Below are 25,567 nucleotides of genomic sequence, written 5' to 3'. Positions count from 1 at the left end.
TTACTATCTATATAGGTATTAAAAAGTTTAAAGAGTTAACATCGGGTGCAAATATATACATATGAGCAACACATATATACCCCTGAATTCAGTGAAAAAAGTGGATTATTTAGTGTAATTACTGATTTTTAGGAGTCATAATCAAACGCTCGTAACATAAGTGATGGTGTAAAACTGAATCTCGAAATCGATTATAAAAGCAGGCATATAGAAATAGTAACCAGCAATACCTAAACAAGTATTTCAGGCTTATAACAGTAGTAACCAAAAGAAAACTAAGTACTTATTTATTCTCTTTTTTAAATTATCGAATTTAAAAAATCACATTTTAGAAGATAGTTCTGCAAGCTGTTCAGATTTAACTTGCATATACTCACTTAGTTTTTCTATTTCCTCTCCTGGAAGTATACTCATAAGGCGATTATATTGCTTACTAAGATCATTACTTGCATCACTTAATTTAAGAAAAGAATCCATATCATTTGCTTCTACTGCTTTCTTATAATTCACTACATATCGCTCATAGTCTTTTATATACTTTTTAGAATAAGAGTTATTTGTAGTGTCAAAAGTTCCTGGTATATGCAATGCTTTATCATCTGTAGCATTTTCCTTCTTGGCAGGTTTTTTCTTTTTAGTTGGCTTTTTCTTCTTTTTTACCTCGGACTCCTCTTCAACCTCTTCAATAAAATCAGATGTATCTCCTCTAGCGACTTCTACTGCCTCAAAATTTTCAGTTTTAGTTTCTTTTTTACAAGAAACAATACATAACAATGCAAGACACAAGGAAATGGTCAAAATAGGGGTTTTCATAATTTTAGTTTTAAGACAATACATAGTTAAATTAATGTATACGCATTAACGTTAATTCAAGGTTTTATTTTATTAAAAGTAACAAAAAAATTATCTAAAAAGCTCTTTTAATCCCTCTAAATTCATTTCTTTCTGAGTCCCAGATTGCATATCCTTGACTGTAAATGTATTATTATTCATTTCAGAAGACCCTGCCAATACTACAAATGGTATTGATCGCTTATTCGCATACCCCATTTGTTTCTTCATTTTTGCATTATCAGGATATAGCTCTGCTATTATCTCATCATTTCTAAGCGCATTAACTGCTTTCAGGCAATAAAGTGCTTCTTCTTCTCCAAAATTTATGAATAGTGCCTTGGTTGAAGGTGCAACCGTTTCAGGAAACAACCCTAATTCTTCAAGAACAAGATAAATTCTATCCAAACCAAAAGAAATTCCTACGCCGCTAATATCTTTTAACCCAAAAATTCCTGTCAGATCATCATATCTACCTCCCCCACCTATAGACCCCATCTTAACAGTATCTGGTGCTGATACTTCAAAAATAGCTCCTGTATAATAGTTTAATCCTCGCGCTAATGTAACATCAAGATCCAAAATTGCGGTTTCTAATGGAATCTCTTTAATAGCATTAACTATAAATTGTAATTCTTCTACTCCTTGCATTCCTTCTTCAGAAGAAGCTAACATGTTTCGTAATTTATCTAACTTTTCTGATGTCGTTCCTGTAAAGTTAAAAAGTGGTTTTACGCTTTCTATAGCAGTTTCAGAAATCCCTTTATTCAGCATCTCTTTCTTCACCCCTTCTTCACCAATTTTATCCAATTTATCCAGAGCAACCGTAAAATCGATTAATTTATCACTTGCACCTATTACTTCTGCAATTCCAGAAAGAATTTTACGATTATTAATTTTAATGGTTACTCCCTGAAGTTTCAGTTTTGAAAAAACAGTATCATATAGCTTAATAAAATCAACCTCTTGCCATAAAGAAGCACTTCCCACCACATCTGCATCACATTGATAAAACTCTCTAAAACGCCCTTTTTGTGGCCTATCTGCCCTCCAAACGGGTTGCATCTGAAATCTTTTGAAAGGAAAATCAATTTCATTCTGGTGTTGCACAACATAACGCGCAAATGGTACCGTAAGATCATAACGAAGTGCTTTTTCGCTAATTCTTGTTGTTATTTTCGCACTATCCTTAGATGTGTATAGAGCTTCATCTACCTTACTTAGATAGTCTCCACTATTTAATATCTTAAAAATCAATCGATCCCCTTCTTCTCCATATTTACCCATCAAGGTTTCACTATTTTCAAAACTAGGGGTTTCGATAGGATGAAAACCAAATAACTGAAACTGTGATTTGATAACATTCATAATATAACTTCTCTTAGCCACTTCTATAGGCGAAAAGTCACGTGTTCCTTTTGGTATTGATGGTTTTTGTGCCATTATCTAATTTTTAGCAAATGACTTGATAGAAGGAAAAAGTACTATAATGTTTATCAAATCCTTAATAAACACACATATACAACATTCTATAAGTACTTTGCAAATTGTTTTAATTTTTACATCTAGGGATTAGCTAACTGATAGTCAATGCAATAAACAACAACTTTCAAAGAACCGCTAATACTCACTAGCTATTTCAAGCTACAAATATCTAAAAAAAGTATAAAGACGTTTATCAATACACATAAAAAATCTGGTTTTTTAAGTAACTTTAAACACGTTTTATAGTCATATACTAAGAACACACTATCAAATACTATTATGTTTTCACTTTTTAGAGAAAATATCAGGATCGCAATGGACTCTATAAAAGGGCAAGTCCTACGTACTGTTCTTACCATATTAATCATTGCCATTGGTATTACATCATTAGTAGGAATACTTACCTTGGTTGGTGCTTTAGAAAACACAATTTCTGGAGATTTTGCATCAATGGGTGCTAACACTTTTAATATCCAACGTTATGAATTTAGCACAAGAAACAGTAGAGATCGAGATAAAATCAATCCTATTATTAGCTATCGCAATGTAAAAGAGTTTAAGGATAAATTCACCTATCCTTTTTCAAAAACCTCTATTCATTTTACCGGTACTCGTAATGCTGAAGTAAAATATGAAAGTAACAAAACCGACCCAGAAGTATCTGTAGTAGGGATTAACGAAAATTACCTTGAAAATACCGGAACCGAAATAGATAATGGTCGAAATTTCACTTTTTTTGATGTAGAAAACAACAACCATGTATGCCTCATCGGATCTGATTTTAAAAAGAATTTATTTAAGGATACTAATCCTTTGGGTAAAACGATAAGTATTAGAGGGGTAAAATTTAAGGTAATCGGGCTTCTAGAGAGTAAAGGAGCTACATTTAGAAACAATCAGGATTTAAGAGTCCTTATTCCTTTGCAGATAGCGAGATCTATTTTTACACTGCCTAATATTAATTATGGTATTAGTGTAAAAGTAGATGACAAACAATTCCTAGAAGGTGCTCAGGACGAAGCTATTCTAACTTTTAGAAATATTAGAAAATTAAACCCAATTGAAGAAAACAATTTTGGTCTTGAGCGTAGTGATGACTTATTAAATCGAATAGCCAGTATTACTGTTTATCTGTACTATGCTGCTTGGATCATTAGTATTATTACCATATTCGGTTCATCAATCGCCTTAATGAATATCATGTTGGTTTCTGTCACGGAACGAACCCGAGAAATTGGGGTAAGGAAAGCTTTGGGAGCCAAAAAATACACTATTGCAGGTCAGTTTTTTATGGAAACCATTATTATTGGTCAAATTGGAGGGCTTGTAGGTATTATTCTAGGAATCCTAATTGGCGGAGGTATTTCGTCTTTGGCAAATTTCTCCTTTAGTACTCCTTGGTTAGCTATATTCGCCGCAACAACTATTTCTTTTGTAATAGCAGTTGTTTCTGGACTATACCCTGCCTTAAAAGCAGCAAAACAAGATCCTATAGAATCTTTGAGATACGAATAGCAAATATTAACTAAACAATACCATTACAGCTTATTGAGGTATTCCAAAATAACTCGATCACTAATATTATTTTAAAACCGCTGTTATTATTCTCTGTTTTCGATCATAGTAGCAAAATACCTATATAACTCTCCTTTGGTAATATTTGCTCCTTTTTGGATTAAAGTAAATTTATCCACATTTCTATCATCACTATATTCTTTTGATGCATTATAAAATACTACTTCGTCATTTAGTAAATTATTCTGCAACCATTGATACCCTTCTTGTGTAGTAATGTCAATAGTATCATTATTAACCTTTACCGCAATAAGACACATCTCATTATCTTGTAATTCGAACAAATGTATCTGATCTTTCGAAAAATGCTCCAGATATTGTGCGTTAGCAAGTACTTTTTCCCATACTAAATCACTAAAAATATCAATCTCTTCTTCAGCAACCTGAGGTTTATTTTCTTTAATATCGCTCCATTCTTCTGCTGTAATTGATTGTGTTGCCAAAAAGTTAATGAATTCTACATGTAACTCTTCTAATTGCTCCTTGCTTAGTCTTTGATATTTCATTTAAAAAAAATTGACTGCAAAAGTAATTATAAAAAGATGATTTCAAAACAATAAACACTGTCTTCTAACCTCTATTATACCTTTTTCATAAAAAAATCGATAACTTCTAAAGTTCTTATATTTATCCTTCAACAAATAACTACACACAAAATGAATACTTTTTATACCACACATGTCTCTCCCTTCTTTTTATTTCTCTTCATAGCATTAACTATAAATGCTCAAAAACTTTCTAAAACAGAAAAAAAAATCATTAAATCGATAGAGGCAAATCACGAATCGGCTATTCAGTTTTTAGAGAAAGTAGTGAATATCAATAGCGGAACAATGCATCACGCTGGTGTAAAAGAAGTTGGAATGATATTTAAAGAGCAATTTGATGCAATTAATTTTAATACACGCTGGATTGATATGCCATCAGAAGTAAATCGAGCCGGACATTTGTTTGCAGAAACTACTGGAAACAAAGGAAAAAAAATACTACTCATTGGTCATTTGGACACCGTATTTGAAAAAGATAGTCCTTTTCAAAAGTTTAAGAAAGATGGTGATATTGCATATGGCCCCGGGACCAATGATATGAAAGGTGGAGATGTAGTTGTGCTATATGCTTTAAAAGCATTACATGAAAACGAATTACTTAGTGACTCACAAATCATAGTCGCCTTTACTGGAGATGAAGAAAGCACAGGTAAACCATTAGATATTAGTAGGAAAGATTTAATCGATGCTGCAAAAAAAAGTGAAATAGCACTAGGATTTGAGACATCAACAGGATTTAATTATGCTACAGTTGCCCGCCGGGGATCTTCTGGATGGAAACTAGAGGTTAAAGGAAAAAGGGCACACTCATCTGGTGTTTTTAATGATCGTGTAGGCGCAGGTGCTATTTTTGAAGCGTCCAGAATTTTAAATAGCTTCTATACCGATGTTAAAGGAGAAGAATTCTTAACCTTTAACCCCGGAGTAATTTTGGGAGGAACAGAGGTTAAATTTGATAGCTCAATAAGTAAAGGAGAAGCTTTCGGAAAAAGCAACGTTGTATCCCAAACTGTTATAGTAAAAGGAGGATTGCGTTTTATTTCTGAAGAGCAAAAAGAAAGAGCGCGCTCCAAAATGAAAAAAATCATTACAGAAAACTTACCGCAAACCAGTGCAACCATTACTTTTAATGATAGCTACCCAGCCATGCAACCAACTGAAGGCAATCACAAACTATTAGTATTACTAAATGAAGTAAGTAAAGCTCTTGATCAAGGAGTGGTTGAAGCATATGATCCTGGTAAACGAGGGGCAGCAGATACTTCTTTTGTGGCAGATTATGTAGATTGTCTAGATGGATTAGGAACCATGGGTAGTGGAGCACACACTCCAAAGGAAACATTAGATTTAACTACTTTTGAAGCTTTGACTAAGCGTACTGCAATACTCATCTATCGATTAATCAATCAATAATTTTTTAAACAACAAAAGCCTTCAAAATGAAGGCTTTTGTTGTTCTTTAAAAGAGAACTAAATTTCTTTTTTAGAATTTAGAATATATATCGCAATCCAACCTGAGCCTGCCATCTTGATTGAAGGCTTGAATCATACCCAAAAGTATCAACCAAGTTTGAATCAAAAGAATAGGTAGGAGTGTTTGTAGTTGTATCCACATTAACCCCTAAAACTTGTACATTATTTGGTTGTTGCACTAATCCCCAATCCGAATTGATTAAATTACCTACATTTAAAACATCTAAGCTAAACTGTATTGTATTAGTTCGTTCGCCAACATTAATATTAAAATCCTGAAGTAATTTGAAATCCACCTTATTTCTCCATGGCGCTATTGCTCCATATCGTTCTGCGTAGCTTCCTCTATTTTCACTTAAATAATCATCTTGTCTTATATATGATTCAAAAGCAATTCTTTGCGCTTCTCTTTCAGTAATTGAAGCACCACTAAACGAATATGTTGCCAATTCAGCCTGTGTAGGGATATAGATTAAATCATTCAGAGAAGATCCGTCTCCATTAATATCTCCTGCGTATGTGTAATTAAATCGGCCACCTTGCGCAAACTCAGCAAAAGCAGAAATAGTAGTTGCAAATCTCTCATTACCATATATCCATTTTTTGGAAGCAACAGCAATAATTCTATGTTTATCTCCATATTTAGAGTACGATAGTGCATCATTATTTACATTTCCTAAAGCAGGATTACCAGCAAATGCATCTCCTGTAATTTCTGCTTCAATAGAATTCACATCCTTAGAATCCAAATAGCTATAGGCTATACTCGCGTATAAGTTATTATCAAAATTCTTGGCCGCTTTAAAAGAAGCATTTACAATTCTCCCTTTATCAGAATTAGTAAGTACAAAAGCATTATTAGCCCCTTTGTCTGAAGTACCATATATTTGTCTATTATCAACTCCCGATAATGTTTGAGTTGGTTCACGTAATCCCCAATTCTGAACATGGATTCCATTTATATCTTTCGTATAGGCAAAATCACCGGTAAGAATCACACCATTATTCAATCTATAATCCACTCCTAAGCTAGATCTCCATACCTGAGGAAACTGAAAATCAGGATCTACAATCTGGAAAAAACCATCGTCTGCCCCACTCACTTGGTTTCCTATCCATACAAATGGTAATCTACCTGTAAATATACCTGTACCACCACGTATTTGAAAAGTTTTATCTCCTCTAACGTCATAGTTAACCCCTAGTCTTGGTGATATCAAAATTTTATCGGTAGGCAAAGTAGTTGAATTCAAAGATACCGGCCCTTTGTTAGGATTAAAATATACAATACTCTCATCTCTACTAGCTCCATTATCTGTATCTATATAATCCTGAATACGCTCATCGGTATCAAAATATAATGGTTTATCAAACCTAAGTCCGAAACTAAGCTTAAGTCGTTCTATAACATTCCATTCTTCCTGGACATAAAAGGCCAATTGCCCTACATTCAATTCTGCTAATTTCCAACCTCCATTATTACCATCTCCTGCAGCATTTAGTGCAGTAAATCGATCCTGAGCAAATTGTAGATTAGCAGCAACTACACCATTATTTGCATCATCCAAAAAGGAACTTACTGAACTATAAGGCGAAAACAATCCACGATATGTTGATCCAAAATTAGCAAAATCTTCATATGCTGTTAAATTAAACGAATTTTTAAATCTAAACATCTCGAAAGAAGCTCCTACTGTAACAGTATGATCTCCAAGGAAAATATTAAGGTTATTAGTTGCCTGAATTACTTTTTGATCTAACTTATTATTGATAGAAAATGGTTCATGACCAGCAATAATATAATTTGATCCGGCTCCATCCTGAATTGTTATTACAGGTGCAGGTGACGATAACGGATTTCTGAAATCATCAAAATGTGTATAACCAGCTTGAAATTTATTAGCAAACTTACTTGAGAACGTAGAATTAACCTCTAATTGAAAAGAGTTTATATTATTATTAATTTCATAACCTGAATTCTCAAACTGTAATGTAGAAGCACTAGGTCCTCTGATTCCTAATGCTGTAGGATGCGCAGGTTTCTCTTTAGAAGCTCTTAAAAAATTATAAATAATAGCTGCTCGATGCTTATCATTAATATTCCAATCTAACTTAAGGATTCCTTTGGTTGATTCTGAATCATATGTAAATCCTTTATATGCACCAGTAGTATACCCTAAATTTGCCAGTGCATTACTAACCGCGATCATATCCGACTCTAATACACGAGATTCATTAATTCCACCACTACCAGTATTAGGTAACCAGGATGAACCTAGATCAGTACGTTGATCTCTTTCTGCGTTAGCAAAAAAGAATAATTTGTTTTTGATAATAGGTCCACCGATACTAAATCCGTATTGAGTTTGTTCTAGATCAGACTTAAATACATCATTTCCTTTTACTTTTCCTCCGGTAAGATCTTCATTTCTAAAGAACCCATAGACAGTTCCTTTAAATGTATTCGTTCCACTTTTTGTAACAGCATTAACAGAAGCTCCTGTAAATCCAGACAATGTTACATCATAAGGAGCTGTAGATACTTGAATCTGCTCGATAGCATCCAATGAGATTGGTTGCGCATCGGTCTGGCCTCCAGGAGTTGCTGCATCTAACCCAAAAGGGTTATTAAACACAGCCCCATCTAAACTAAAATTATTAAATTGATCGTTTCTTCCTCCAAAAGAGTTTCCACTTGCAGTAGGTTCTAATCGAGTGAAATCCGCAGCAGAACGCGATATTGTAGGTAATGTTCGTAATTCTCTCCTACCAACACTGGTTTCTGCACCAGTTCGGTCACTACTGAACGTAGCGTTTTTATTTGTAGTAATTACAACTTCTTCTAATTGATTATCATCTTCAACCAACACTATGTTAAGGTTAAAGGTTTGTCCTAATTGCAGGTACACTTCATCAATAAGTTGTTTTTTAAAACCAACATAACTTATTGTTATTCTATATGGACCTCCTACACGCAAATTGTTTAGATTAAAACGACCATCAAAATCAGTCACTCCACCATAAGAAGTACCTGTAGGACCGTGTAATGCTGTAATATTAGCACCGGGTAGTAGTTGATTCTGACTATCGCGTACGATTCCTGAAATATTTGAAGTAGTAACCTGAGCATTAATCGCCCCCCCCATTAATACCAAAATTAATAGAATAATTTTTTTCATAGAATAATTTTTAATTAATTTAAGAATAAATAAAAATAAAAATAAAAAATCGCTCAAAGAGCGATTTTTCATAATATTATAAAACAGTTATCAACTGTTATACACCTATTTAGCTTTAGTAACTACTTCAAAAGCAACCGGAATGATTACTTCTCTATGAAGGCGAACAGAAGCGTCATACTGACCTAAACGCTTAATTGTTCCGCCTGGTACAGTAATAAATTTCTTTTCCAATTCAACACCTTCTTTAGCAAATGCTTCTGCAACATCAGCATTAGATACAGAACCAAATAATTTACCTCCAGTTCCTGATTTTGCTAAAATTTTGATCTCTAATCCACTAAGTTTCTTTCCAATTTTTTCTGCATCTTCGATCTCTTTCTTTTCTTTAAAAGCACGTTGTTTTAACGTTTCAGCAAGTACTTTTTTTGCAGAAGGAGTTGCTAATAATGCAAGTCCATTAGGAATTAAATAGTTACGACCATAACCATTCTTAACTTCTACTACATCGTCTGCGAATCCTAGATTCTCAACGTCTTTCTTTAATATAAGTTCCATAATTGTTATGACGAATTTTATTTTAATAAATCACCAACGTATGGCATTAAAGCTAGATGTCTTGCTCTTTTTACAGCAACACTTACTTTACGTTGATATTTTAATGAAGTTCCTGTAAGACGACGAGGTAATAATTTACCTTGCTCATTTACAAATGCCATTAAGAAATCTGGATCTTTATAATCAATATATTTGATACCTGATTTTTTAAAACGACAATATTTCTTCGTTTTTGATGTATCTATATTAAGAGGAGTAAGATATCTGATCTCTCCGTCTTTTTTTCCTTTAGCTTGTTGTTCTATAGATGACATAATTAAGCTTTTTGTTTGTTTCTATTTCTTCTTTTCTCTGCCCAAGCAATTGCATGCTTATCAAGGCGTACAGTAAGGTAACGCATTACTCGTTCATCTCTTCTGTACTCAACTTCTAAAGCATTAATAGCTTCACCAGGTACCTGGTATTCAAATAAGTGATAAAAACCACTTTTTTTGTGTTGGATTGCATATGCAAGCTTTTTAAGCCCCCAATCCTCTTTTGATATCATCTTGGCGCCATTAGAAACAAGAATGTCTTCGTATTTCTTAACTGTTTCCTTTATCTGATCTTCAGATAAAACGGGATTCAAGATGAAAACAGTTTCGTATTGATTCATAATAAATCTATATTTAAATTAAAATTGGCTGCAAAAGTAAGACTATTTTTTGGATTTTCAAACCCTAATTTCATTCCGATGAAACACTATTTTTATCGACAAAAAGCCGAAATTGTTTGTGGAAATAAGATATATTCATTAATATTGTAATGGAATATATAACACTATACAAGTGGAGCAATCTCAATTAAAATGTGCGGTAGTAGACGATTCCCGCCTTCAAAGACTAGCTATTGTAAAGCTAATAGACGAACATTCTTCACTAGAATTAGTGGCTGAGTGGAATAATGCTATTGAGACCAAAAACGGTTTACTCGATACTCAAGTGGACTTATTATTCTTAGATATTGAAATGCCAATCCTTACTGGTTTTGATCTTTTGGATGATTTAGAAAACAAACCTCATATCATTTTTGTCACAGGAAAAACGAAATATGCTTTTAAAGCTTTCGATTATGATGCTATAGATTATTTAAGAAAACCATTAAAAAAAGATCGTTTTAATGCTGCTGTTGATAAAGCTCTTAGCATGTCTCGAATAGGAGGAGAAAATGCTAGTGTAGAAGATGACGACTATATTTTTGTAAAGAGTAATCTGAAAAAAAGAAAGATTTTCCTTAATCAACTAAAATATGTAGAAGCTTTAGGAGATTATGTTAAGCTGATAATGGAAGAAGGAGATCCTATTGTTGTATTAGCTACAATGAAATCTTTTGAAGCACAACTACCAAGTGATCGTTTTTTAAGAATTCATAAATCTTATATTGTGAATCTAGACAAGGTAGAACGTTATAACAGTCGTAACATAGAAATTGCGGATGAGAAAATACCGCTTAGCAGACACAAAAAACATTCTTTAATAGAAGCTTTGAATAATTAGTGTCAAATCAAGCATACTTTAGTCAAACCAAGTCTTGCTCTTTTTGCTTCATGCTTCTTTAAAAAATAATTGCGTAGCTAAGCTATGCAACTATTTTTTGCATCGTCTGAAACAAAAATAGCTACAACTTATCCAACACAATACACTTTACACTAGTAGTTATCTACATTAATTATAACTCTTACTCCCGAAAATTCTTTTACACTTTTAAAAGAAGTGTTGATTTTTTTTATCACTTCTTTTGTTTTGTTTAAGGATTGACCTTGAGGTATTTTTATAACTATATTTTTATGATATTGATTTCGTATTCTTGAGACAGGAGGGAATTCTGGCCCCAAAACATTTTCATTAAATACGTTTCTAAGTGATCTAGCCAACCAATTTGTAGCTTCATTTACTCTATTATAGTCTTTATGCTTACCTGTTATTTTTATTATTTTATAAAAAGGAGGGTATTTATACTGATGCCTTTCTTCGATTTGATCTGTATACATCCCAGAATAGTCATTAACAGACACCTGTTGCAAAATTTGGTGAAAAGGATTATACGTTTGAATCAAAACTTTACCTCTTTTCTTAGTTCTACCTGCTCGACCTGCTACCTGCTGCATTAACTGAAAACTACGTTCATGTGCTCTAAAATCAGGGAAATTAAGTAGATTATCCGCATTCATTATACCTACAAGGCTTACATTTCTAAAATCCAATCCTTTAGACAGCATTTGTGTACCCACCATAATATCAATATCTCCTTCTTCAAAACTATTTATGATCTTTTCATACCCATGTTTTCCTCTGGTTGTATCCTGATCCATTCTCCCAATTTTATGATCAGGAAAAAGCTCTTGCAGTTCATTTTCTATTTGCTCTGTTCCAAAACCTTTTGTAGTTAAATCAACGCTATCACAAGCCATGCACTTTTGAGGCATTGCTATATGATGCCCACAGTAATGACATCGTAGCTGATTTCTAAAACTATGAAATGTAAGGCTAACATCACAATTTGGACATTGAGGAGAGTGTCCACAAGTATTACATTCTATTACAGGAGAATACCCTCTTCTATTTTGAAAAAGAATAACTTGCTCTCCTTCTTTTAAAGCGTCATGAATACCCGTTAATAAGGTATCACTAAAATGCCCTGTCATTTCTTTTTTCTTATATTTTGTTTTTATATCTACCAAATTAATTTCTGGCATTAGTACATTACCATACCTTCTGGTCAATTGTACAAGTCCATATTTTTTTTGCCTTGCATTATAATATGTCTCAATAGCTGGAGTCGCAGACCCTAATACTACTTTGGCACAAAACATTTTAGCTAAAACGATTGCTGTATCCCTTGCATGATATCTCGGCGCAGGATCATATTGTTTAAATGTATTTTCGTGCTCTTCATCTACTATAATTAATCCCAAATTGACAAATGGTAAAAATATTGCTGATCTAGCACCAATAACCACTTGTGCTTTTGATTTTTTAGCTTTCACATTGTTCCATGCCTCTACTCTTTCATTAACAGAGTACTTAGAGTGATATACTGTAAGTTTTTCTCCAAAATATTCCTGTAATCGGGTAATGAGTTGTGTTGTTAAAGCTATTTCGGGAAGTAAATACAGTACCTGCTCCCCTTTCTGAATAACTTGTTCTATAAGTTTTACATACACTTCTGTTTTTCCAGATGAAGTAACTCCATGAAAAAGACATACGTCTTTATCTTCAAAAGAACTCTTTATTTCCTCGTAAGCCCTATGTTGATATTCATTAAGTTGTTTAGTATTTTCTGTCGTTTCTCCTGTATATTGAACCCGATCGGTTTGCAAATGATATTCGTCTAATATATTTTTATCGACCAATGCTCGTATTACAGCTGCAGAGCTATTAGAAGCTTTCACCAGATCACTAACCTTAATTGATTTGGTAGTTTGTGCCTGTAATGTAAATAAATGCATCAATACCTCCCTTTGTTTAGGCGCTCTGGTCATTGTATCTAATAAAATCCGTAACGATTCTTCTTTATTATATCCTGTATTTAATCGAATATATCGCACTATTTTGGGCTTATATTGCTCATAAATTTCTTCCTGAACGGTAATAACTTCTTTTTCTATTAATCGTTTTATGACAGGTAATACATTTTTCTTACTAACAATACTCATCACTTCTTGTATACGAAGTAAGCTCTGATATTGCAATGCTTCATAAATCAGAAATTCATCATCTTTTAACAAGGATTCATCAAAAAGAGATTTTTCATTTTTCAGAATTATAGTTTCACTTTCAAGTAAGAAGGCTCCAGGAAGAGCAGCTCTCATTACTTCTCCTTTTGTGCACATATAATAACTAGAAATCCAAGACCATAGCTCTAACTGATGTTGTGTAACTATTGGTGATTCATCAAGAATATGTTCTATTTCTTTAGCTTCATATACCAAAGGTGGATTTTGATGTATCTTTGTTACCAAAGCTGCATACACCTTGCTTTTCCCAAATTGAACAGCCACACGCATTCCTGGTTGTAAAAAAGTAGCTTCAGCTTTATTAATACTATAGGTAAACTCTTTATCAAGAGGTATAGGGAGAATTACATTTATAAAGTATGACATTACCAATTATAACAAAATTCGGAATAGTTTAGTGTAAAACAACAAAAATACAAGTTTAACTCATAGAATGAAGTTTAATTTTTAAGAATAAAAAAAGTCCGATTTATTAATTAAACCGGACTTACTATTATATATGTTTGTATTCTTTATTTACTCAAGCCTAACATTCCTCCTTTTATAAGTTTACAAGCAGGCTCATTTCCTAACCAAATCTTAAATAGGGCATATTTAAAATCTCTGCCTTTTATAAAACCAAGCTCTTCTCCATTTTTATAGGTTTTAATTCCTTTTCCTTTGATGTATACTAAATCAAAATAATCATTAATCTGCATAGGTGAAGAAAATAATTTCAAAAACTTTTCGATTCTTACATCTAAGGTTTGAGTATTACCAAACATTGCATCATCAAAGCCTTTTCTAAAAACTTTAATCATTCGCTTATTTGTTACTTTCTTAGAAACGATATTTAAACGGATAGACATACTTTCATCAGAATCTAAGACTACTCCAGGATCATTATATTTCTTCTTGGTATAAAGACCTCCCGAATAGGTATCAAATCCAAGAATACTTCTCATTCCTGCTCCATTTAGAGACAGTTCTTCTCCGTCAAAATTAACCTTATATGGTAATACGATATCCCCTACTCTTACCTGAGCTGCAGACACTGTAGATATGAGTGCTATGATTATTAAAGTAATTATTTTTTTCATGGTTTAGATTTTTAAAATTTCAGAAGTTTAGTCCAAAATCTTTAAAAACCTAACTAAAGAAAACGTTAAATTTTATAATTAATTAAATTTCAAGAAAGAAATAGGGCATATTCTTCATACGCGAATCCATTTTTGTGTTCTATATAAAAAAGCTATATATCCTCGCACATTAAGTACATTTGGGTTATCCTCATCAATCCAGATTTTACATCGGTAAACTTTGCCATTCTCTGGGTCCATAATAGTTCCTGCTTCATATTCATTCCCATCTTTTTCAAGCTCTTTGATAATCACCATTCCCTCTATAGGCTTATTATAGTCACTGCCTTTACACTCAATGCATAACTTCTTTCTTTCAGCCTCATCTAATACTTGTAGAATCTTACCAAACAGTTTGTTTCCTTTCTTATAAATTTCAACAATAGATCGTGGCTCTCCCGTATTATCATCAATAGTTTTCCATTGCCCTACTATTTGAGCATTTACCTTTATCGAAACCAACAATAATACAACAAAAAGTATTCTATAAAAACTCATAATATTATGACCATTTGTATTTATAAATCCTAAGATAAAAAAATATAGCAAAAACAAAAAGCTATTGGTTATACCAATAGCTTTTATTAAATATCTTAATTCGTGCCCCGATCTATTGTAGTCCTAGCATTCCCATTTTAATTTCTTCACTTGCTGGTTCATCTCCTAGCCAAATTTTAAATAATGCATATTTAAAATCTCGTCCTTCGATTTCACCAAGTTTCTTTCCATTTTTAAATGCTGTTACTCCTTTATCCTTAATATAAACAAGATCAAAGATGTCGTTTTTCACGATAGGTTCAGAGAAAAAATTAATAAACTTATTAATTCTCCCGTTTAATGCTTTTGTATTACCAAAGGTAGCTTTTACAAAACCATCTTTTACAGCTTTAATCATTTTCTTTTGTGTAACAAAGCCAGAAACAATATTAAGTTTTATTGCCATAGTCTCGTTAGCATCAAGAATTGCTTTAGGGTCTTTGTTCTTTTTTCCCAGATAAAGTCCTCCTGCGTACATATCAATCCAGAGCACTTTTCTCATTCCGGCACCATTTAATTTTAAATCGGCGTCTCCAAAATTTTCTTCATAAGGCAAAATAGCTTTACCAATCCTAATTTGCGCAGTAGCAGTAGTAAGGGAAATTAACGCTACCAATACTAAAGTAATTTTTTTCATTATAATTTAAGGGTATTTGGGGTATTAATATTTGTTTGTACTTAATTTTAAAGCGCACAAATATAAAAAATATTATGCACGCACAACATCCTGAAATACATTTACTTAAATTTTTAACAAAAATACGATTATATCCTATTTATTTAACTACCAAGCATTTCTTTTTTGAGTCCTTTATCTGCTGGTTTATTTCCTAGCCAGATATTAAAAAGCGCTTTTTTAAAGTCTAACCCCTTAACATGTCCTTTTTCTTTACCATCTTTATAGATTACACTTCCTTTTCCTTTTTCATATACCATATCATAGACCTGACCTACTTCAATTTCATTATTAATATATCCTAAAAATCTTTCTATTCTTTCATTATAAGGCCCCATATTTCCATTGGTTGATTTTTTAAACCCTTCGCGTAATGCATTAGCCATTTTACTTCTAGACATCATACCCGACAGGATATGTAACTTAATTGCCATAGTTTCATCTGCATTAGCTATTGCATTGGCATTACTATTCTTTTTCTTAAGATATAGTGCTCCTGCATAGATATCGAAAAAGAATTTTTCTCGAAGACCTCCGCCATTGATTGTCAAATTTTCTTCATTAAATTTTACTGTATTAGGTAGTGTAGCATCACCGATTTTGGTTTGAGCTTGCACAGATACAATAGTAAAAAAGGCAATAAACAATATACTTAGTTTTTTCATTTTAATAATTTTTAGAAATCTATTATTAGTAAAATTATGAATTAAAATTCTTTCTTAGTTGATTTAATGAAGCATTTAGTTCAAAACCTAGTAGTACTAAATTTGCATTAAGCCATATGTATAGCATTAATATCAACATTGCCCCAATCGAACCATACAATTGATTATAATTTGAGAAATTATCAATATATATCCCAAACAGATATGTTGTGATTATAATCAAAAAAGTAGTCATAAATGCACCTGGTGAAAAGAATTTATTTTGTTTTCCTTCTGAGGTACCGAAATAAAATAAAGTGGCAATAATAACAAATATCATAAATACAAATAATGCATATTTACCTATTGTTAACCAAAAAACAGTATCATCAACGACTCCCATTTTATTTAGATCATCTACCAAATACGAAAAATATAAAGTTCCTATAACTGTAATTAACAATAACGATGCCACGATAATAGATACTCCTAATGCTACTACATATTGCCGTACAAAATTTCTATTAAGAGTTACATGGTAAGAATATTCAAAACCAGAAAAAACTGCATTGACTCCATTGGTCATAAAAAGTATCGATAGCACAAAAACAGTCGATAGTAATCCTCCCCGAGGGTTAGATGCTATATCTTCAAATATTCCAGAGAAAAAATCTGAAGATTGTTTTGGTAATGCTCCTTTAATAAATTCGAAAAAATTCTCCTCAAACCCATCTATTGGCACATAAGGAATCAAATTAAGCAGAAACAATAAGAATGGAAATAGAGAAAGAAAAAAACTCCATGATATTGCACTCGCCCTAGCTGAAAAAGTTCCTTTTATAATCCCGATAACATAGATCTCTATTAGGTCATATATCGATAATCCTTCAAAACCAGGGAGAATAAGTTTCTTCCCTATTTTGACCAATATATTGATCACAGGAATTTTATTAAGCCTATCTTCTACAGGTTTTGACATATATTATACCGCTTTCAAGCTTAAATCTAGATTATATACAGAATGTGTTAGCGCACCGCTGCTAATATAATCTACCCCACATTCTGCATATTTACGAACAGTTTCTTCATTAATTCCTCCACTGGATTCGGTAAGACACGAATCACCAATTAATTTCACAGCTTCTCGAGTATCTTCATAATTAAAATTATCAATTAATATTCGATATACTCCTGGTGTTTGAAGTATTTCTTTAATCTCATCAAGATTTCGGGCTTCAACAATAATTTTGAGGTCAAGATTTCTATCAGAAAGATACTGCTTTGTTTTTTCTAAAGCTTTGGTAATTCCTCCTGCAAAATCTATATGGTTATCTTTTAGCATTACCATATCATATAGTGCAAATCTATGGTTCTCTCCTCCTCCAATCTTTACTGCCCATTTTTCTAATGCCCGTATTCCTGGAGTTGTTTTTCGAGTATCTAGAATTTTTGTACCTGTACCTTCTAAAAGAGTTACAAAATGATTTGTTTTGGTCGCAATTGCACTCATTCTCTGCATGGCATTAAGCACTAATCGTTCTGCTTTGAGAATAGATTGTGAACTTCCTGAAACATAAAAAGCAACATCTCCATATTTAACGGGAGAACCATCTTCTAGTAAGGTTTCGATTTCTATATTTGGATCTACATAATTAAATACTCTTTTAGCAAAATCTACTCCAGCCAGAACGCCTTCATCCTTAACTAAAAGTTTTGCTTTTCCGGTAGTAGATTCTGGAATGCATGCTAATGAACTATGATCACCATCTCCTACATCTTCACGTATGGCATTGGTAATTATCAAATCAATTTCTTTATTGAATTGGGTTTCGCTAATCATATTGAATGGTTATTTTTGCTAATGTAAAAAAAGAAGTCGGAAGTACGAAGTGAGAAGCACATCGTATTTTTATTTACTTTACAACATAAACCTAAGTTTCACCTGGTTTTTAAGTAGAAACTATTACTATATTGAACGCACATGAATATTAAATTACTTGCCGTAGGAAAAACAGATGATAAACAACTCAATGATCTTATCAACAACTATATCAAAAGGTTACAGTTTTATATTAAATTCAGTTTTGAAATCATTCCAGATATTAAAAATGTTAAAAACTTAAGTGAATCTCAACAGAAAGAAAAAGAAGGTAAATTAATTCTCAATCATGTAGAAAATTCTGATGTGCTGGTATTACTAGACGAAAATGGAAAGCAATATGATTCTGTACTATTTTCTGAAGTATTGCAAAAACATATGAATAGCGGGATCAAGCATTTGATTTTTGCTATAGGAGGGCCTTATGGATTTAGTCCCGAAGTATATAATCGAGCTAACAACAAACTATCATTGTCCAAAATGACATTCTCACATCAGATGATTCGTTTATTTTTTGTAGAACAATTATATCGTGGATTTACCATATTAAGAAACGAACCTTACCATCACCGATAAAACTCAACATATATATGCTTCTACAATACTATTAAGGTTGCTAAACATATCGAAGAATAGATAATCAGAATTACCGTTTTTTAAGCATACTACAAAAGTCAATCATAGATTTTAAACCATACCCTGTCTATGTTTTCTCTACAAAATTATCGTTTTCTCTTCATACTTCATCTTTGATAATTTCGTAACACTATCATACAGTGTAAAATGTTATTAATTTGAAACAAAAGCTTGATTTATTGATTGAATCAAAAAAGTCAGGATCAGTTTTAATAAAAAAATGATCGTTTTTACTATATTTGGAGAAGTTTTTTGAATCCCCCCATCATTAAAACTTAAAACCGAAATCCTATACATTAGTTATTATTTACTTAGCCCTGTTTAGAGTTTCAAAATAGAAATGGTGACATTTTAAAGTTTACAATCATCTGACTTATTAAAATAAATTCATGCAAACATTAGAGTATCTACTTTCCAAAGAGGTTAAAAATACTATTCATATAGCACAATCAATTGCTAAAGAATATCATAATAATCAATATAATGCTGCACATTTATTAAAGGCTCTATTACATAAAGACGTTGGATTAAAAGATTTTTTTAATCAGATAGATGGAGATATTTACTATTTTGAAGAGTGGTCTGAGGTAAGAATAGAGGTCTTGCCTAGAGCAACTAACATACCTGATAAAATTGAAGGCGATAAAACTATTGAAGCAATTTTTAACGAAGCAGATAGCATTAAACTAAAATTAGGAGAAGATGAAATTACGCCACTCTCTTTATTAGTTTCTATTTGTACCCCTGGTGTAGGGTTTTCATATGAACAACTAAAGACTTTACCTCTCAAAGCTGATGATATTTTAATAGCAGCTAATACAGGAGGTACATCATCCTTAAAAAATAAAAACAGTATTTCTAAAAAAAATATTTCTAATACTGCTAATAAAGTTGATTCCGGAATTTTACAAGAATATTGTATAGATAAAACTTTTGAAGCAAAAAATAAGGCTTTAAAAGATATTTCGGGAAGAGATGCGGCAATAAAAATGATCATGGAGATATTGGGAAGACATTCTAAACCCAATGTACTCATTACAGGAGATCCCGGTGTTGGTAAATCAGTATTACTAGATGGTTTTTCTGAAACAATGATAAATGGTACTGTACCAGATGCTTTAAAAAATGCCCAGATTTATGAGTTGGATTTTATCCATTTAGTTTCGGGTGCTAGTTATAAAAGTGAGGTAGAAGACAGATTTAAAAAAATCATTACCGCTCTAAAAGAATTTGAAAAACCAGTTTTATTAATAGATGAAATAAATAACCTCACTGATAAAGATAATGGAAATCAAGGTTTGGTAAATATTTTAAAATCAGAACTGGTTAAGGGAGAGATTACTTTTATTGGTACCGTAACCAATGATGCTTTTAGAAAACATATTGAGATTGATGAAGGGTTGTCTAGAAGATTTGAGATTATAACTTTAGAGGAACCCTCAGAAGAAGATGCTTTAACTATGATTTCTGACACTATCGATAAGTATAAGAAACACCATAATCTAGATATCGACAATGATACTATAGAAGAAGCAATTCGGCTCTCTAAGAGGTTTAACAAAGAAAGAAGTTTGCCAGATTCAGCTATCGACCTTATAGACAGAACAATGTCTGCTACTCGTTATATGTTAGAAACTACAGTTGCTAAAGTTGAAAATGTAAAAAAAGACATTGAAGCTATTAAAAGCATTGAAAAAGAAGAAGACGAAAAAATATCGGATCTCAAATGGCAATGGGAAAATCTAAAACAAATTTTTAGTTATTTATTATTTGCGGATCTTGGTGATGATGACAATTTTGTCGGTATTGAAAAAACAGAAAATGGTATTAAAAAAATAGAAAATGTTCTTGAAATATTTTTAAACAAGGCCAGCATAAAGAAAGAAACCATTGACAAAAATGATATTTCTTCTACCATTGCAAATAAAACTGGTATTCCAGTAGGGAAACTTCAGGCAGACGAGAAAGAGCGTTTACTTACTATGGAAGATCATTTAAAAAAGCGAGTTATCGGCCAAGATCATGCTATTCAAACTATAACAGAAGCTATTCTCGAATCTCGATCCGGATTAAGTAAGCCTGGCTTACCAATTGGTTCATTCTTTTTTACAGGACCTACAGGAACAGGAAAAACAGAATTAGCAAAATCCTTGGCAGAGTTTTTATTTCAGACAGAAGAAGCTATTATTAGGTTTGATATGTCTGAGTTTAAAGAAGAACATTCTGCTGCATTACTATATGGAGCACCTCCAGGTTACGTTGGGTATGAAGAAGGTGGATTATTAGTTAATAAAATTAGACAAAAACCTTATTCTATAGTGCTCTTCGATGAAATCGAAAAAGCACATCCATCTGTATTTGATATTTTTCTACAAATTCTCGATGAAGGGAAATTAAATGATCGTTTAGGTAAAACCGGTGATTTTTCAAATGCTGTAATTTTATTCACTTCAAATATTGGAAGTGAACATGTAATAAAATCCTTTACAGCAGGGGAAATTCCTAAATCCACGGATCTTCTCGAAATAATGTCAAGGCATTTTAGGCCAGAATTTCTTGGAAGGCTTACAGAAATTATTCCTTTTTCTCCAATAACAAAAAATAACGTAGTTAAGATATTTGAAATTCAGATGAAAGATCTGTACAAAGCCCTTAATAAACAAGAGATAACTTTAGAGCTTACCGAAAAAGCAAAAGAATTCCTTGCTCATAAAGGGTTTACTCCAAAATATGGAGCAAGACCTTTAAGAGGAATTATACGAACAGAACTAAGATCATCATTATCAAAAAAAATAATTACAGGCAAAATTAGTAAAGGAAGTCTAGTACAATTAGACGTAAAAGAAGAAAAATTGATATGGAATTATAGTTAATTCTATAACCTGTGACAAAATTTAGTATATTTATAATTTATCAAACATAAATACGTATTTACATGGACAATACATACGGATTAGGAGGAACAGAAGTAAAAACTGACGCAAATGAAGCGATTCTCGAAATTGGGCAGAATAAAACATTGCTCATTCAAAAATTAACACAAGATCAATCTTTAAAACCTCAGATAGTAACTGGGCTAAAATCGATTGATGATGTTTTTGAAAATTACAAACCTGAAATAGCAGTCGAATTCGAAGATGCTGAAGGAATAGAGACAAAAGAAACACTGAAATTTAGCCATTTAGGAAATTTTGGTAAAAAAGGAATTATTGATCAAAGTAAATATTTAAATGATTTAGATACAGAAAAAGATCAATATCTTAAAATAATCAAGCAATTGAAATCCAATAAAATCTTAAAAAGTGCATTGGCTGATCCTGAAGCTAAAGAAGCTCTTTTAAAATCTATTCAATCATTAATCGCAGAACTACAACAAGGCTAAAAAAAAGTATACATGGCATTATTAGGAAAGAAAGCAGATAAAAATGTTAAAATAGAGAATCCAGCTCAGGAGCTTAAAATAAACGAAGAAAAGCTTGTAAAATACGGTGGGTTTGACCTGTTGGAAGCATGTATTGATGATGTGCAAAACATGAATCCTGATCGTAAAGCAAGAAAGAAAATATTTCTTACAGAATCTTCAAAAAAACTAGAAAGGCAAAAATTAGAGAAGACACTCGAAATATGGAATGAAATACTCTCATCTTCTGATGATTTATCAGAAATGGTTGGAGAATCAGAAAAAAAATCTGAGGCAGCAGCAGAGTCCCTTAAAAAAAACCTAGGCACTGCTTTAGAACAAACCAGAGAGCTTGAACAATCCTATAGATCTGTAGCTTTATTCTTTAAAAATACAGAATCTCAAAAAGTAAAAAATATAAATATCCTGAATGCGGAACTAGAACAACTTAAAGATCTTGATAACACAAGATTTATTGATGCTGTACAAGAAGAATTGGTTCAAGGCTATGATCGTTTAGATCTAAGGGATAATTATGGACTTTTAATTGTTCCTGGGTACTTAGGTTCTAATAAAGTTATAGAGAAATGGGCAAAAATTGCCCATGAAAACAAAGTAATGATGGTTACTGATTTTGAACATCTTGATGAACCTGATGATGTTATGGAATTGTTTGAAGCTGCTAACCTTACAGGAGGAGACAAATATCGTTCTAATATTATCATGGCATGTAATTGGCTTGTTGGTAGAGGCAAACACGATGAAGTAGGTGAAGATGAAGATTTATTTGTACCACCATCTAGTGCTCTAGGAGGTAAAATATACAAAACACTAATGTCTCAGGTTACCGCCGGTAAAAAGTTTGGTGGAATGAATGAGGTAGATGGTGTGCGTTTTGATCTTAAAAAAGGTGAAATTGCTCAACTAGAAAAATTAGGTCTGGTACCTATGGTAAATGAATACGGTAAAGTAATGGCTTTTTCTGCCAAAACTTTATTTAATGGAGATAATCTTGGGTTACAAACCTATTCTGTTGTTCGTGTATTTGATTATGTTACCAAAGTATTAATGGATTTCCTAAACAGAAGAGCTTTTGAGAACTTTAATGCCCGAACACGTAAAGAACTTATGAGTCAAATTGTAAAATTTCTTGATGGGATTACCGGACCGGATAAGCTTATAGAAGACTTTTCTATCAAACGTTTTGAGCAGGATCCTTTACAAAAGGATCAAATACATCTGGACATACACATGAAACCATATTTTCCTGCCAAGAATTTTATGATAAAAATGGATGGACAAAAAGGTGATGATGGGTCAGAATGGAATTCTGAATATGAACAACAATAAAATTGCATCAAAATATTTTCAATAAAAAGCGAAGAGGTTGCCATATGGCAACCTCTTCGCTTTTTATTTTTATTGAGTTTTTATAGTTATTTCCTTAACTAACCAAACTTTTTTAATTTCTATAGTTTATCTCTCTGGAGCCGTAAGTGTAACAAGTTTTCATTTCATCATAAAAATTCAATGCAATTCACGAGTTGTTTTTGCTTGACTGTTAAATTGATTAGGGAATTCTATTTTTTTCATAATTTCTGTATTTTATGTTGTAATTTCTTATCTTTTCAAAATTAAGATTTATGCATTAAACCTAATTAAATTATCTATAGAATGTTTTCTAAGTTTATTGGTTGTTTATTAATAGTTTTCATTAATTCTCACATCATTTTTTGTCAAAAAATCGATAATAATTTCATGGCAGGGAAATGGAAAGTTGAAGAGGTTATAGTTTCTGACAATACATTCACTGATAAAAGAGAAAAAAAAATATTTGAGGAGTTAGCTAAAACTATCTTACATTTTAAAGGAGATGGCCATTTTTCGTTTATTTATGATGGCGAAAATCAAGAAATTAAAAGAAATATCAAAGATTTCGAGAATTCTATTTGGCGTATAATAAAAGAAGAAAATTTAATTTCTTTAGAAAAGAAACAGTTATTAACCATTATGCCTGTTGATTTTGAGGAAAAGATAACATTTGAACTTATCCAAGGGATAAAGTTTCAAGTACTGAAGACTCAAAATGAAAAAGTCGATTTTTCACTTATAGCAGAGAATACACAACAAAATGTTGTTGTTAAACAAAAGGTTGATTCTATTTTTAAACAAGTTAAAGTTGATGATGGATATCTTAAAAATATCATCATTTCAGAATATCCCGTTTTAGAAGATTGTCAGGAAAGAAAAGATAGTAGTTACTTAAGAAGCTGTATGAATAATAGTATTCAAAAAAGTATTGTAGATAAACTTGAGTTAAAAAAGTATAAATCATTAGTTGACCATCAAAGAATTAAGGTTTTTTTGAATTTTGTCATTGACATTGATGGAATTATCAAAAATATTGATGTAAAATCTCAAGATATAACATTGTCTTATGATCTAAAATTAATTATTAATAATATTAAGATAATTGCTCCTGCACTGGATGAGAATAGTCAACCTATATTAAGTGCATATACAATTCCCATAACATTATTGAATCAGTGATATTAGATTTGCACTTAGTTTTTTAACCCATTGAAAAAATCTATTTCAATAGAAAAAGTCATTTAACATCTACCAACCGCCAATAGCCATTCGTTCTTTTTGTTGTTCTTTGGTTATCTCTCGAGTGCCCACTCCTGGTTGTAAAGGTCTAGGAAACCCTTCTGCTTTACGACGTTCGTAATCCTGTTGGCGATATTCATCAAAAATTCGATCAGGTGGTAAAGGTCTGTTTTTATCCATATACCAAAAAATAAAATTCCAGTCGTTTATAAAACTCTCTTTTGAAATAATTCTATCAAGAAAATCATACATAAGATAATGTTGGCCATCTTCTTTTAAATAATAAACTTCATTTTTAATTCGGTCTATTCGTACGTTTGATATATCATAACTTTTCATAAATGAGTTATATATATTTATTGGAAAAATAATTTCACCGTCGATTCTATCCAAAATAAACATTGTTCTTCCTTTCTTATTCATTTTAATGATACCTACTACAACAAATATTAATGAAATAAATGCACAAAAAAAACCAAAATAAATCATCTCATCTTCTATCATTCCTACTACAAGCTCCATTAGCAAACCCATACCAAGAAAAAACACACCTAATTGAAAATCTGCGGAAAGCATTTTTTTTGTAATCTTTTGATGGCTAGCAGAGCTTATTTTTAACAATAAACTTGTTTTTCTACGAGAT

General features: G+C 31.9%; 23 protein-coding genes. 8 read left to right on the top strand and 15 right to left on the bottom strand.

Going from position 1 to position 25,567, the window contains the following annotated elements; all coding sequences use genetic code 11:
• Nucleotides 1-321: 321 nt before the first annotated feature.
• Both ATE84_RS13810 and hisS read right to left on the bottom strand, forming a co-directional pair.
• Nucleotides 322-813 (bottom strand): hypothetical protein, encoded by a 492-nt coding sequence (locus tag ATE84_RS13810; RefSeq protein WP_101448512.1) that lies wholly within the window; start codon nt 811-813, stop codon nt 322-324.
• A gap of 90 nt (nt 814-903) precedes the next feature.
• Nucleotides 904-2,274, bottom strand: a complete 1,371-nt coding sequence (hisS, locus tag ATE84_RS13805) for a histidine--tRNA ligase (protein WP_101448511.1) — start codon at nt 2,272-2,274, stop codon at nt 904-906.
• A 321-nt stretch (nt 2,275-2,595) separates the two neighbouring features.
• Here hisS and ATE84_RS13800 point away from each other — a divergent pair, with 321 nt between their 5' ends.
• Nucleotides 2,596-3,831 (top strand): ABC transporter permease, encoded by a 1,236-nt coding sequence (locus ATE84_RS13800; RefSeq protein ID WP_101448510.1) that lies wholly within the window; start codon nt 2,596-2,598, stop codon nt 3,829-3,831.
• Between the two features lie 86 nt (nt 3,832-3,917).
• Here ATE84_RS13800 and ATE84_RS13795 read toward each other — a convergent pair whose 3' ends face one another.
• Nucleotides 3,918-4,397, bottom strand: a complete 480-nt coding sequence (locus tag ATE84_RS13795; protein WP_101448509.1) for a DUF6495 family protein — start codon at nt 4,395-4,397, stop codon at nt 3,918-3,920.
• A 150-nt stretch (nt 4,398-4,547) separates the two neighbouring features.
• Here ATE84_RS13795 and ATE84_RS13790 point away from each other — a divergent pair, with 150 nt between their 5' ends.
• A complete protein-coding gene (locus ATE84_RS13790) occupies nt 4,548-5,852 on the top strand; it encodes a M20/M25/M40 family metallo-hydrolase (RefSeq protein ID WP_101448508.1) in 1,305 nt (434 codons plus the stop codon).
• Between the two features lie 77 nt (nt 5,853-5,929).
• On the opposite strand, the gene ATE84_RS13785 is transcribed toward ATE84_RS13790, so the two are convergent.
• From ATE84_RS13785 to rpsF, 4 genes are all read right to left on the bottom strand, one after another.
• Nucleotides 5,930-9,091, bottom strand: a complete 3,162-nt coding sequence (locus tag ATE84_RS13785; RefSeq protein WP_101448507.1) for a carboxypeptidase regulatory-like domain-containing protein — start codon at nt 9,089-9,091, stop codon at nt 5,930-5,932.
• 105 nt (nt 9,092-9,196) lie between these two features.
• A complete protein-coding gene (gene rplI / locus ATE84_RS13780) occupies nt 9,197-9,649 on the bottom strand; it encodes a 50S ribosomal protein L9 (RefSeq protein ID WP_101448506.1) in 453 nt (150 codons plus the stop codon).
• 17 nt (nt 9,650-9,666) lie between these two features.
• Entirely contained in the window at nt 9,667-9,966 is a 300-nt protein-coding gene (gene rpsR / locus ATE84_RS13775; protein WP_174412104.1) for a 30S ribosomal protein S18, read from the bottom strand.
• Entirely contained in the window at nt 9,966-10,304 is a 339-nt protein-coding gene (gene rpsF, locus ATE84_RS13770) for a 30S ribosomal protein S6 (protein ID WP_024769054.1), read from the bottom strand. Before rpsF ends, rpsR begins: the two co-directional genes overlap by 1 nt.
• 172 nt (nt 10,305-10,476) lie before the next feature.
• Between rpsF and ATE84_RS13765 the strand changes: the two genes are divergently transcribed.
• Nucleotides 10,477-11,184, top strand: coding sequence for a LytTR family DNA-binding domain-containing protein (locus ATE84_RS13765; protein WP_101448505.1), 708 nt, complete (start codon nt 10,477-10,479; stop codon nt 11,182-11,184).
• Nucleotides 11,185-11,336: 152 nt separating this feature from the next.
• Here the strand turns inward: ATE84_RS13765 and priA are convergent, their stop codons facing one another.
• The 7 genes from priA to nadC all read right to left on the bottom strand — a co-directional run bounded on the left by priA (nt 11,337) and on the right by nadC (nt 18,239).
• Entirely contained in the window at nt 11,337-13,790 is a 2,454-nt protein-coding gene (gene priA / locus ATE84_RS13760; RefSeq protein ID WP_101448504.1) for a primosomal protein N', read from the bottom strand.
• Between the two features lie 146 nt (nt 13,791-13,936).
• Complete coding sequence (locus ATE84_RS13755; RefSeq protein WP_101448503.1) at nt 13,937-14,503, bottom strand: chalcone isomerase family protein; 567 nt, start codon at nt 14,501-14,503, stop codon at nt 13,937-13,939.
• 114 nt (nt 14,504-14,617) lie between these two features.
• Nucleotides 14,618-15,040 carry a DUF2147 domain-containing protein gene (locus ATE84_RS13750; protein ID WP_101451016.1) on the bottom strand — a complete coding sequence of 141 codons (423 nt, stop codon included), beginning with the start codon at nt 15,038-15,040 and terminating at the stop codon, nt 14,618-14,620.
• Nucleotides 15,041-15,152: 112 nt separating this feature from the next.
• Nucleotides 15,153-15,716: a chalcone isomerase family protein gene (locus tag ATE84_RS13745; protein WP_101448502.1), complete on the bottom strand. Its 564-nt coding sequence runs from the start codon at nt 15,714-15,716 to the stop codon at nt 15,153-15,155.
• Between the two features lie 143 nt (nt 15,717-15,859).
• Nucleotides 15,860-16,420 (bottom strand): chalcone isomerase family protein, encoded by a 561-nt coding sequence (locus tag ATE84_RS13740; protein WP_101448501.1) that lies wholly within the window; start codon nt 16,418-16,420, stop codon nt 15,860-15,862.
• A gap of 34 nt (nt 16,421-16,454) precedes the next feature.
• Nucleotides 16,455-17,378, bottom strand: a complete 924-nt coding sequence (locus ATE84_RS13735) for a YihY/virulence factor BrkB family protein (protein WP_101448500.1) — start codon at nt 17,376-17,378, stop codon at nt 16,455-16,457.
• 3 nt (nt 17,379-17,381) lie between these two features.
• Complete coding sequence (nadC, locus tag ATE84_RS13730; RefSeq protein ID WP_101448499.1) at nt 17,382-18,239, bottom strand: carboxylating nicotinate-nucleotide diphosphorylase; 858 nt, start codon at nt 18,237-18,239, stop codon at nt 17,382-17,384.
• A 141-nt stretch (nt 18,240-18,380) separates the two neighbouring features.
• On the opposite strand from nadC, the gene rlmH reads away from it, so the two are divergent.
• From rlmH to ATE84_RS13705, 5 genes are all read left to right on the top strand, one after another.
• Complete coding sequence (gene rlmH / locus ATE84_RS13725) at nt 18,381-18,854, top strand: 23S rRNA (pseudouridine(1915)-N(3))-methyltransferase RlmH (protein ID WP_101448498.1); 474 nt, start codon at nt 18,381-18,383, stop codon at nt 18,852-18,854.
• Between the two features lie 449 nt (nt 18,855-19,303).
• A complete protein-coding gene (locus ATE84_RS13720) occupies nt 19,304-21,787 on the top strand; it encodes an ATP-dependent Clp protease ATP-binding subunit (protein WP_101448497.1) in 2,484 nt (827 codons plus the stop codon).
• A gap of 62 nt (nt 21,788-21,849) precedes the next feature.
• A complete protein-coding gene (locus ATE84_RS13715) occupies nt 21,850-22,296 on the top strand; it encodes a hypothetical protein (RefSeq protein WP_101448496.1) in 447 nt (148 codons plus the stop codon).
• A 12-nt stretch (nt 22,297-22,308) separates the two neighbouring features.
• Complete coding sequence (locus ATE84_RS13710; RefSeq protein ID WP_101448495.1) at nt 22,309-23,664, top strand: DUF5458 family protein; 1,356 nt, start codon at nt 22,309-22,311, stop codon at nt 23,662-23,664.
• A 408-nt stretch (nt 23,665-24,072) separates the two neighbouring features.
• Nucleotides 24,073-24,864 (top strand): hypothetical protein, encoded by a 792-nt coding sequence (locus ATE84_RS13705; RefSeq protein WP_101448494.1) that lies wholly within the window; start codon nt 24,073-24,075, stop codon nt 24,862-24,864.
• A gap of 69 nt (nt 24,865-24,933) precedes the next feature.
• Here the strand turns inward: ATE84_RS13705 and ATE84_RS13700 are convergent, their stop codons facing one another.
• Nucleotides 24,934-25,500 carry a hypothetical protein gene (locus tag ATE84_RS13700; RefSeq protein ID WP_158237257.1) on the bottom strand — a complete coding sequence of 189 codons (567 nt, stop codon included), beginning with the start codon at nt 25,498-25,500 and terminating at the stop codon, nt 24,934-24,936.
• Between the last annotated feature and the right edge of the window lie 67 nt (nt 25,501-25,567).

Source organism: Aquimarina sp. MAR_2010_214 (assembly GCF_002846555.1).
Lineage (GTDB): Bacteria > Bacteroidota > Bacteroidia > Flavobacteriales > Flavobacteriaceae > Aquimarina.
The sequence above is the reverse complement of the archived record's forward strand: the minus strand, read 5'-3'. Positions and strand labels throughout refer to the sequence as shown.

Bases quoted from the DNA above. Each gene is read 5' to 3' on its own strand.
- ATE84_RS13810 (WP_101448512.1), bottom strand. From the start codon at position 813: ATGAAAACCCCTATTTTGACCATTTCCTTGTGTCTTGCATTGTTATGT.
- hisS (WP_101448511.1), bottom strand. From the start codon at position 2,274: ATGGCACAAAAACCATCAATACCAAAAGGAACACGTGACTTTTCGCCT.
- ATE84_RS13800 (WP_101448510.1), top strand. From the start codon at position 2,596: ATGTTTTCACTTTTTAGAGAAAATATCAGGATCGCAATGGACTCTATA.
- ATE84_RS13795 (WP_101448509.1), bottom strand. From the start codon at position 4,397: ATGAAATATCAAAGACTAAGCAAGGAGCAATTAGAAGAGTTACATGTA.
- ATE84_RS13790 (WP_101448508.1), top strand. From the start codon at position 4,548: ATGAATACTTTTTATACCACACATGTCTCTCCCTTCTTTTTATTTCTC.
- ATE84_RS13785 (WP_101448507.1), bottom strand. From the start codon at position 9,091: ATGAAAAAAATTATTCTATTAATTTTGGTATTAATGGGGGGGGCGATT.
- rplI (WP_101448506.1), bottom strand. From the start codon at position 9,649: ATGGAACTTATATTAAAGAAAGACGTTGAGAATCTAGGATTCGCAGAC.
- rpsF (WP_024769054.1), bottom strand. From the start codon at position 10,304: ATGAATCAATACGAAACTGTTTTCATCTTGAATCCCGTTTTATCTGAA.
- priA (WP_101448504.1), bottom strand. From the start codon at position 13,790: ATGTCATACTTTATAAATGTAATTCTCCCTATACCTCTTGATAAAGAG.
- ATE84_RS13755 (WP_101448503.1), bottom strand. From the start codon at position 14,503: ATGAAAAAAATAATTACTTTAATAATCATAGCACTCATATCTACAGTG.
- ATE84_RS13750 (WP_101451016.1), bottom strand. From the start codon at position 15,040: ATGAGTTTTTATAGAATACTTTTTGTTGTATTATTGTTGGTTTCGATA.
- ATE84_RS13745 (WP_101448502.1), bottom strand. From the start codon at position 15,716: ATGAAAAAAATTACTTTAGTATTGGTAGCGTTAATTTCCCTTACTACT.
- ATE84_RS13740 (WP_101448501.1), bottom strand. From the start codon at position 16,420: ATGAAAAAACTAAGTATATTGTTTATTGCCTTTTTTACTATTGTATCT.
- ATE84_RS13735 (WP_101448500.1), bottom strand. From the start codon at position 17,378: ATGTCAAAACCTGTAGAAGATAGGCTTAATAAAATTCCTGTGATCAAT.
- nadC (WP_101448499.1), bottom strand. From the start codon at position 18,239: ATGATTAGCGAAACCCAATTCAATAAAGAAATTGATTTGATAATTACC.
- rlmH (WP_101448498.1), top strand. From the start codon at position 18,381: ATGAATATTAAATTACTTGCCGTAGGAAAAACAGATGATAAACAACTC.
- ATE84_RS13720 (WP_101448497.1), top strand. From the start codon at position 19,304: ATGCAAACATTAGAGTATCTACTTTCCAAAGAGGTTAAAAATACTATT.
- ATE84_RS13715 (WP_101448496.1), top strand. From the start codon at position 21,850: ATGGACAATACATACGGATTAGGAGGAACAGAAGTAAAAACTGACGCA.
- ATE84_RS13710 (WP_101448495.1), top strand. From the start codon at position 22,309: ATGGCATTATTAGGAAAGAAAGCAGATAAAAATGTTAAAATAGAGAAT.
- ATE84_RS13705 (WP_101448494.1), top strand. From the start codon at position 24,073: ATGGCAGGGAAATGGAAAGTTGAAGAGGTTATAGTTTCTGACAATACA.
- ATE84_RS13700 (WP_158237257.1), bottom strand. From the start codon at position 25,500: ATGCTTTCCGCAGATTTTCAATTAGGTGTGTTTTTTCTTGGTATGGGT.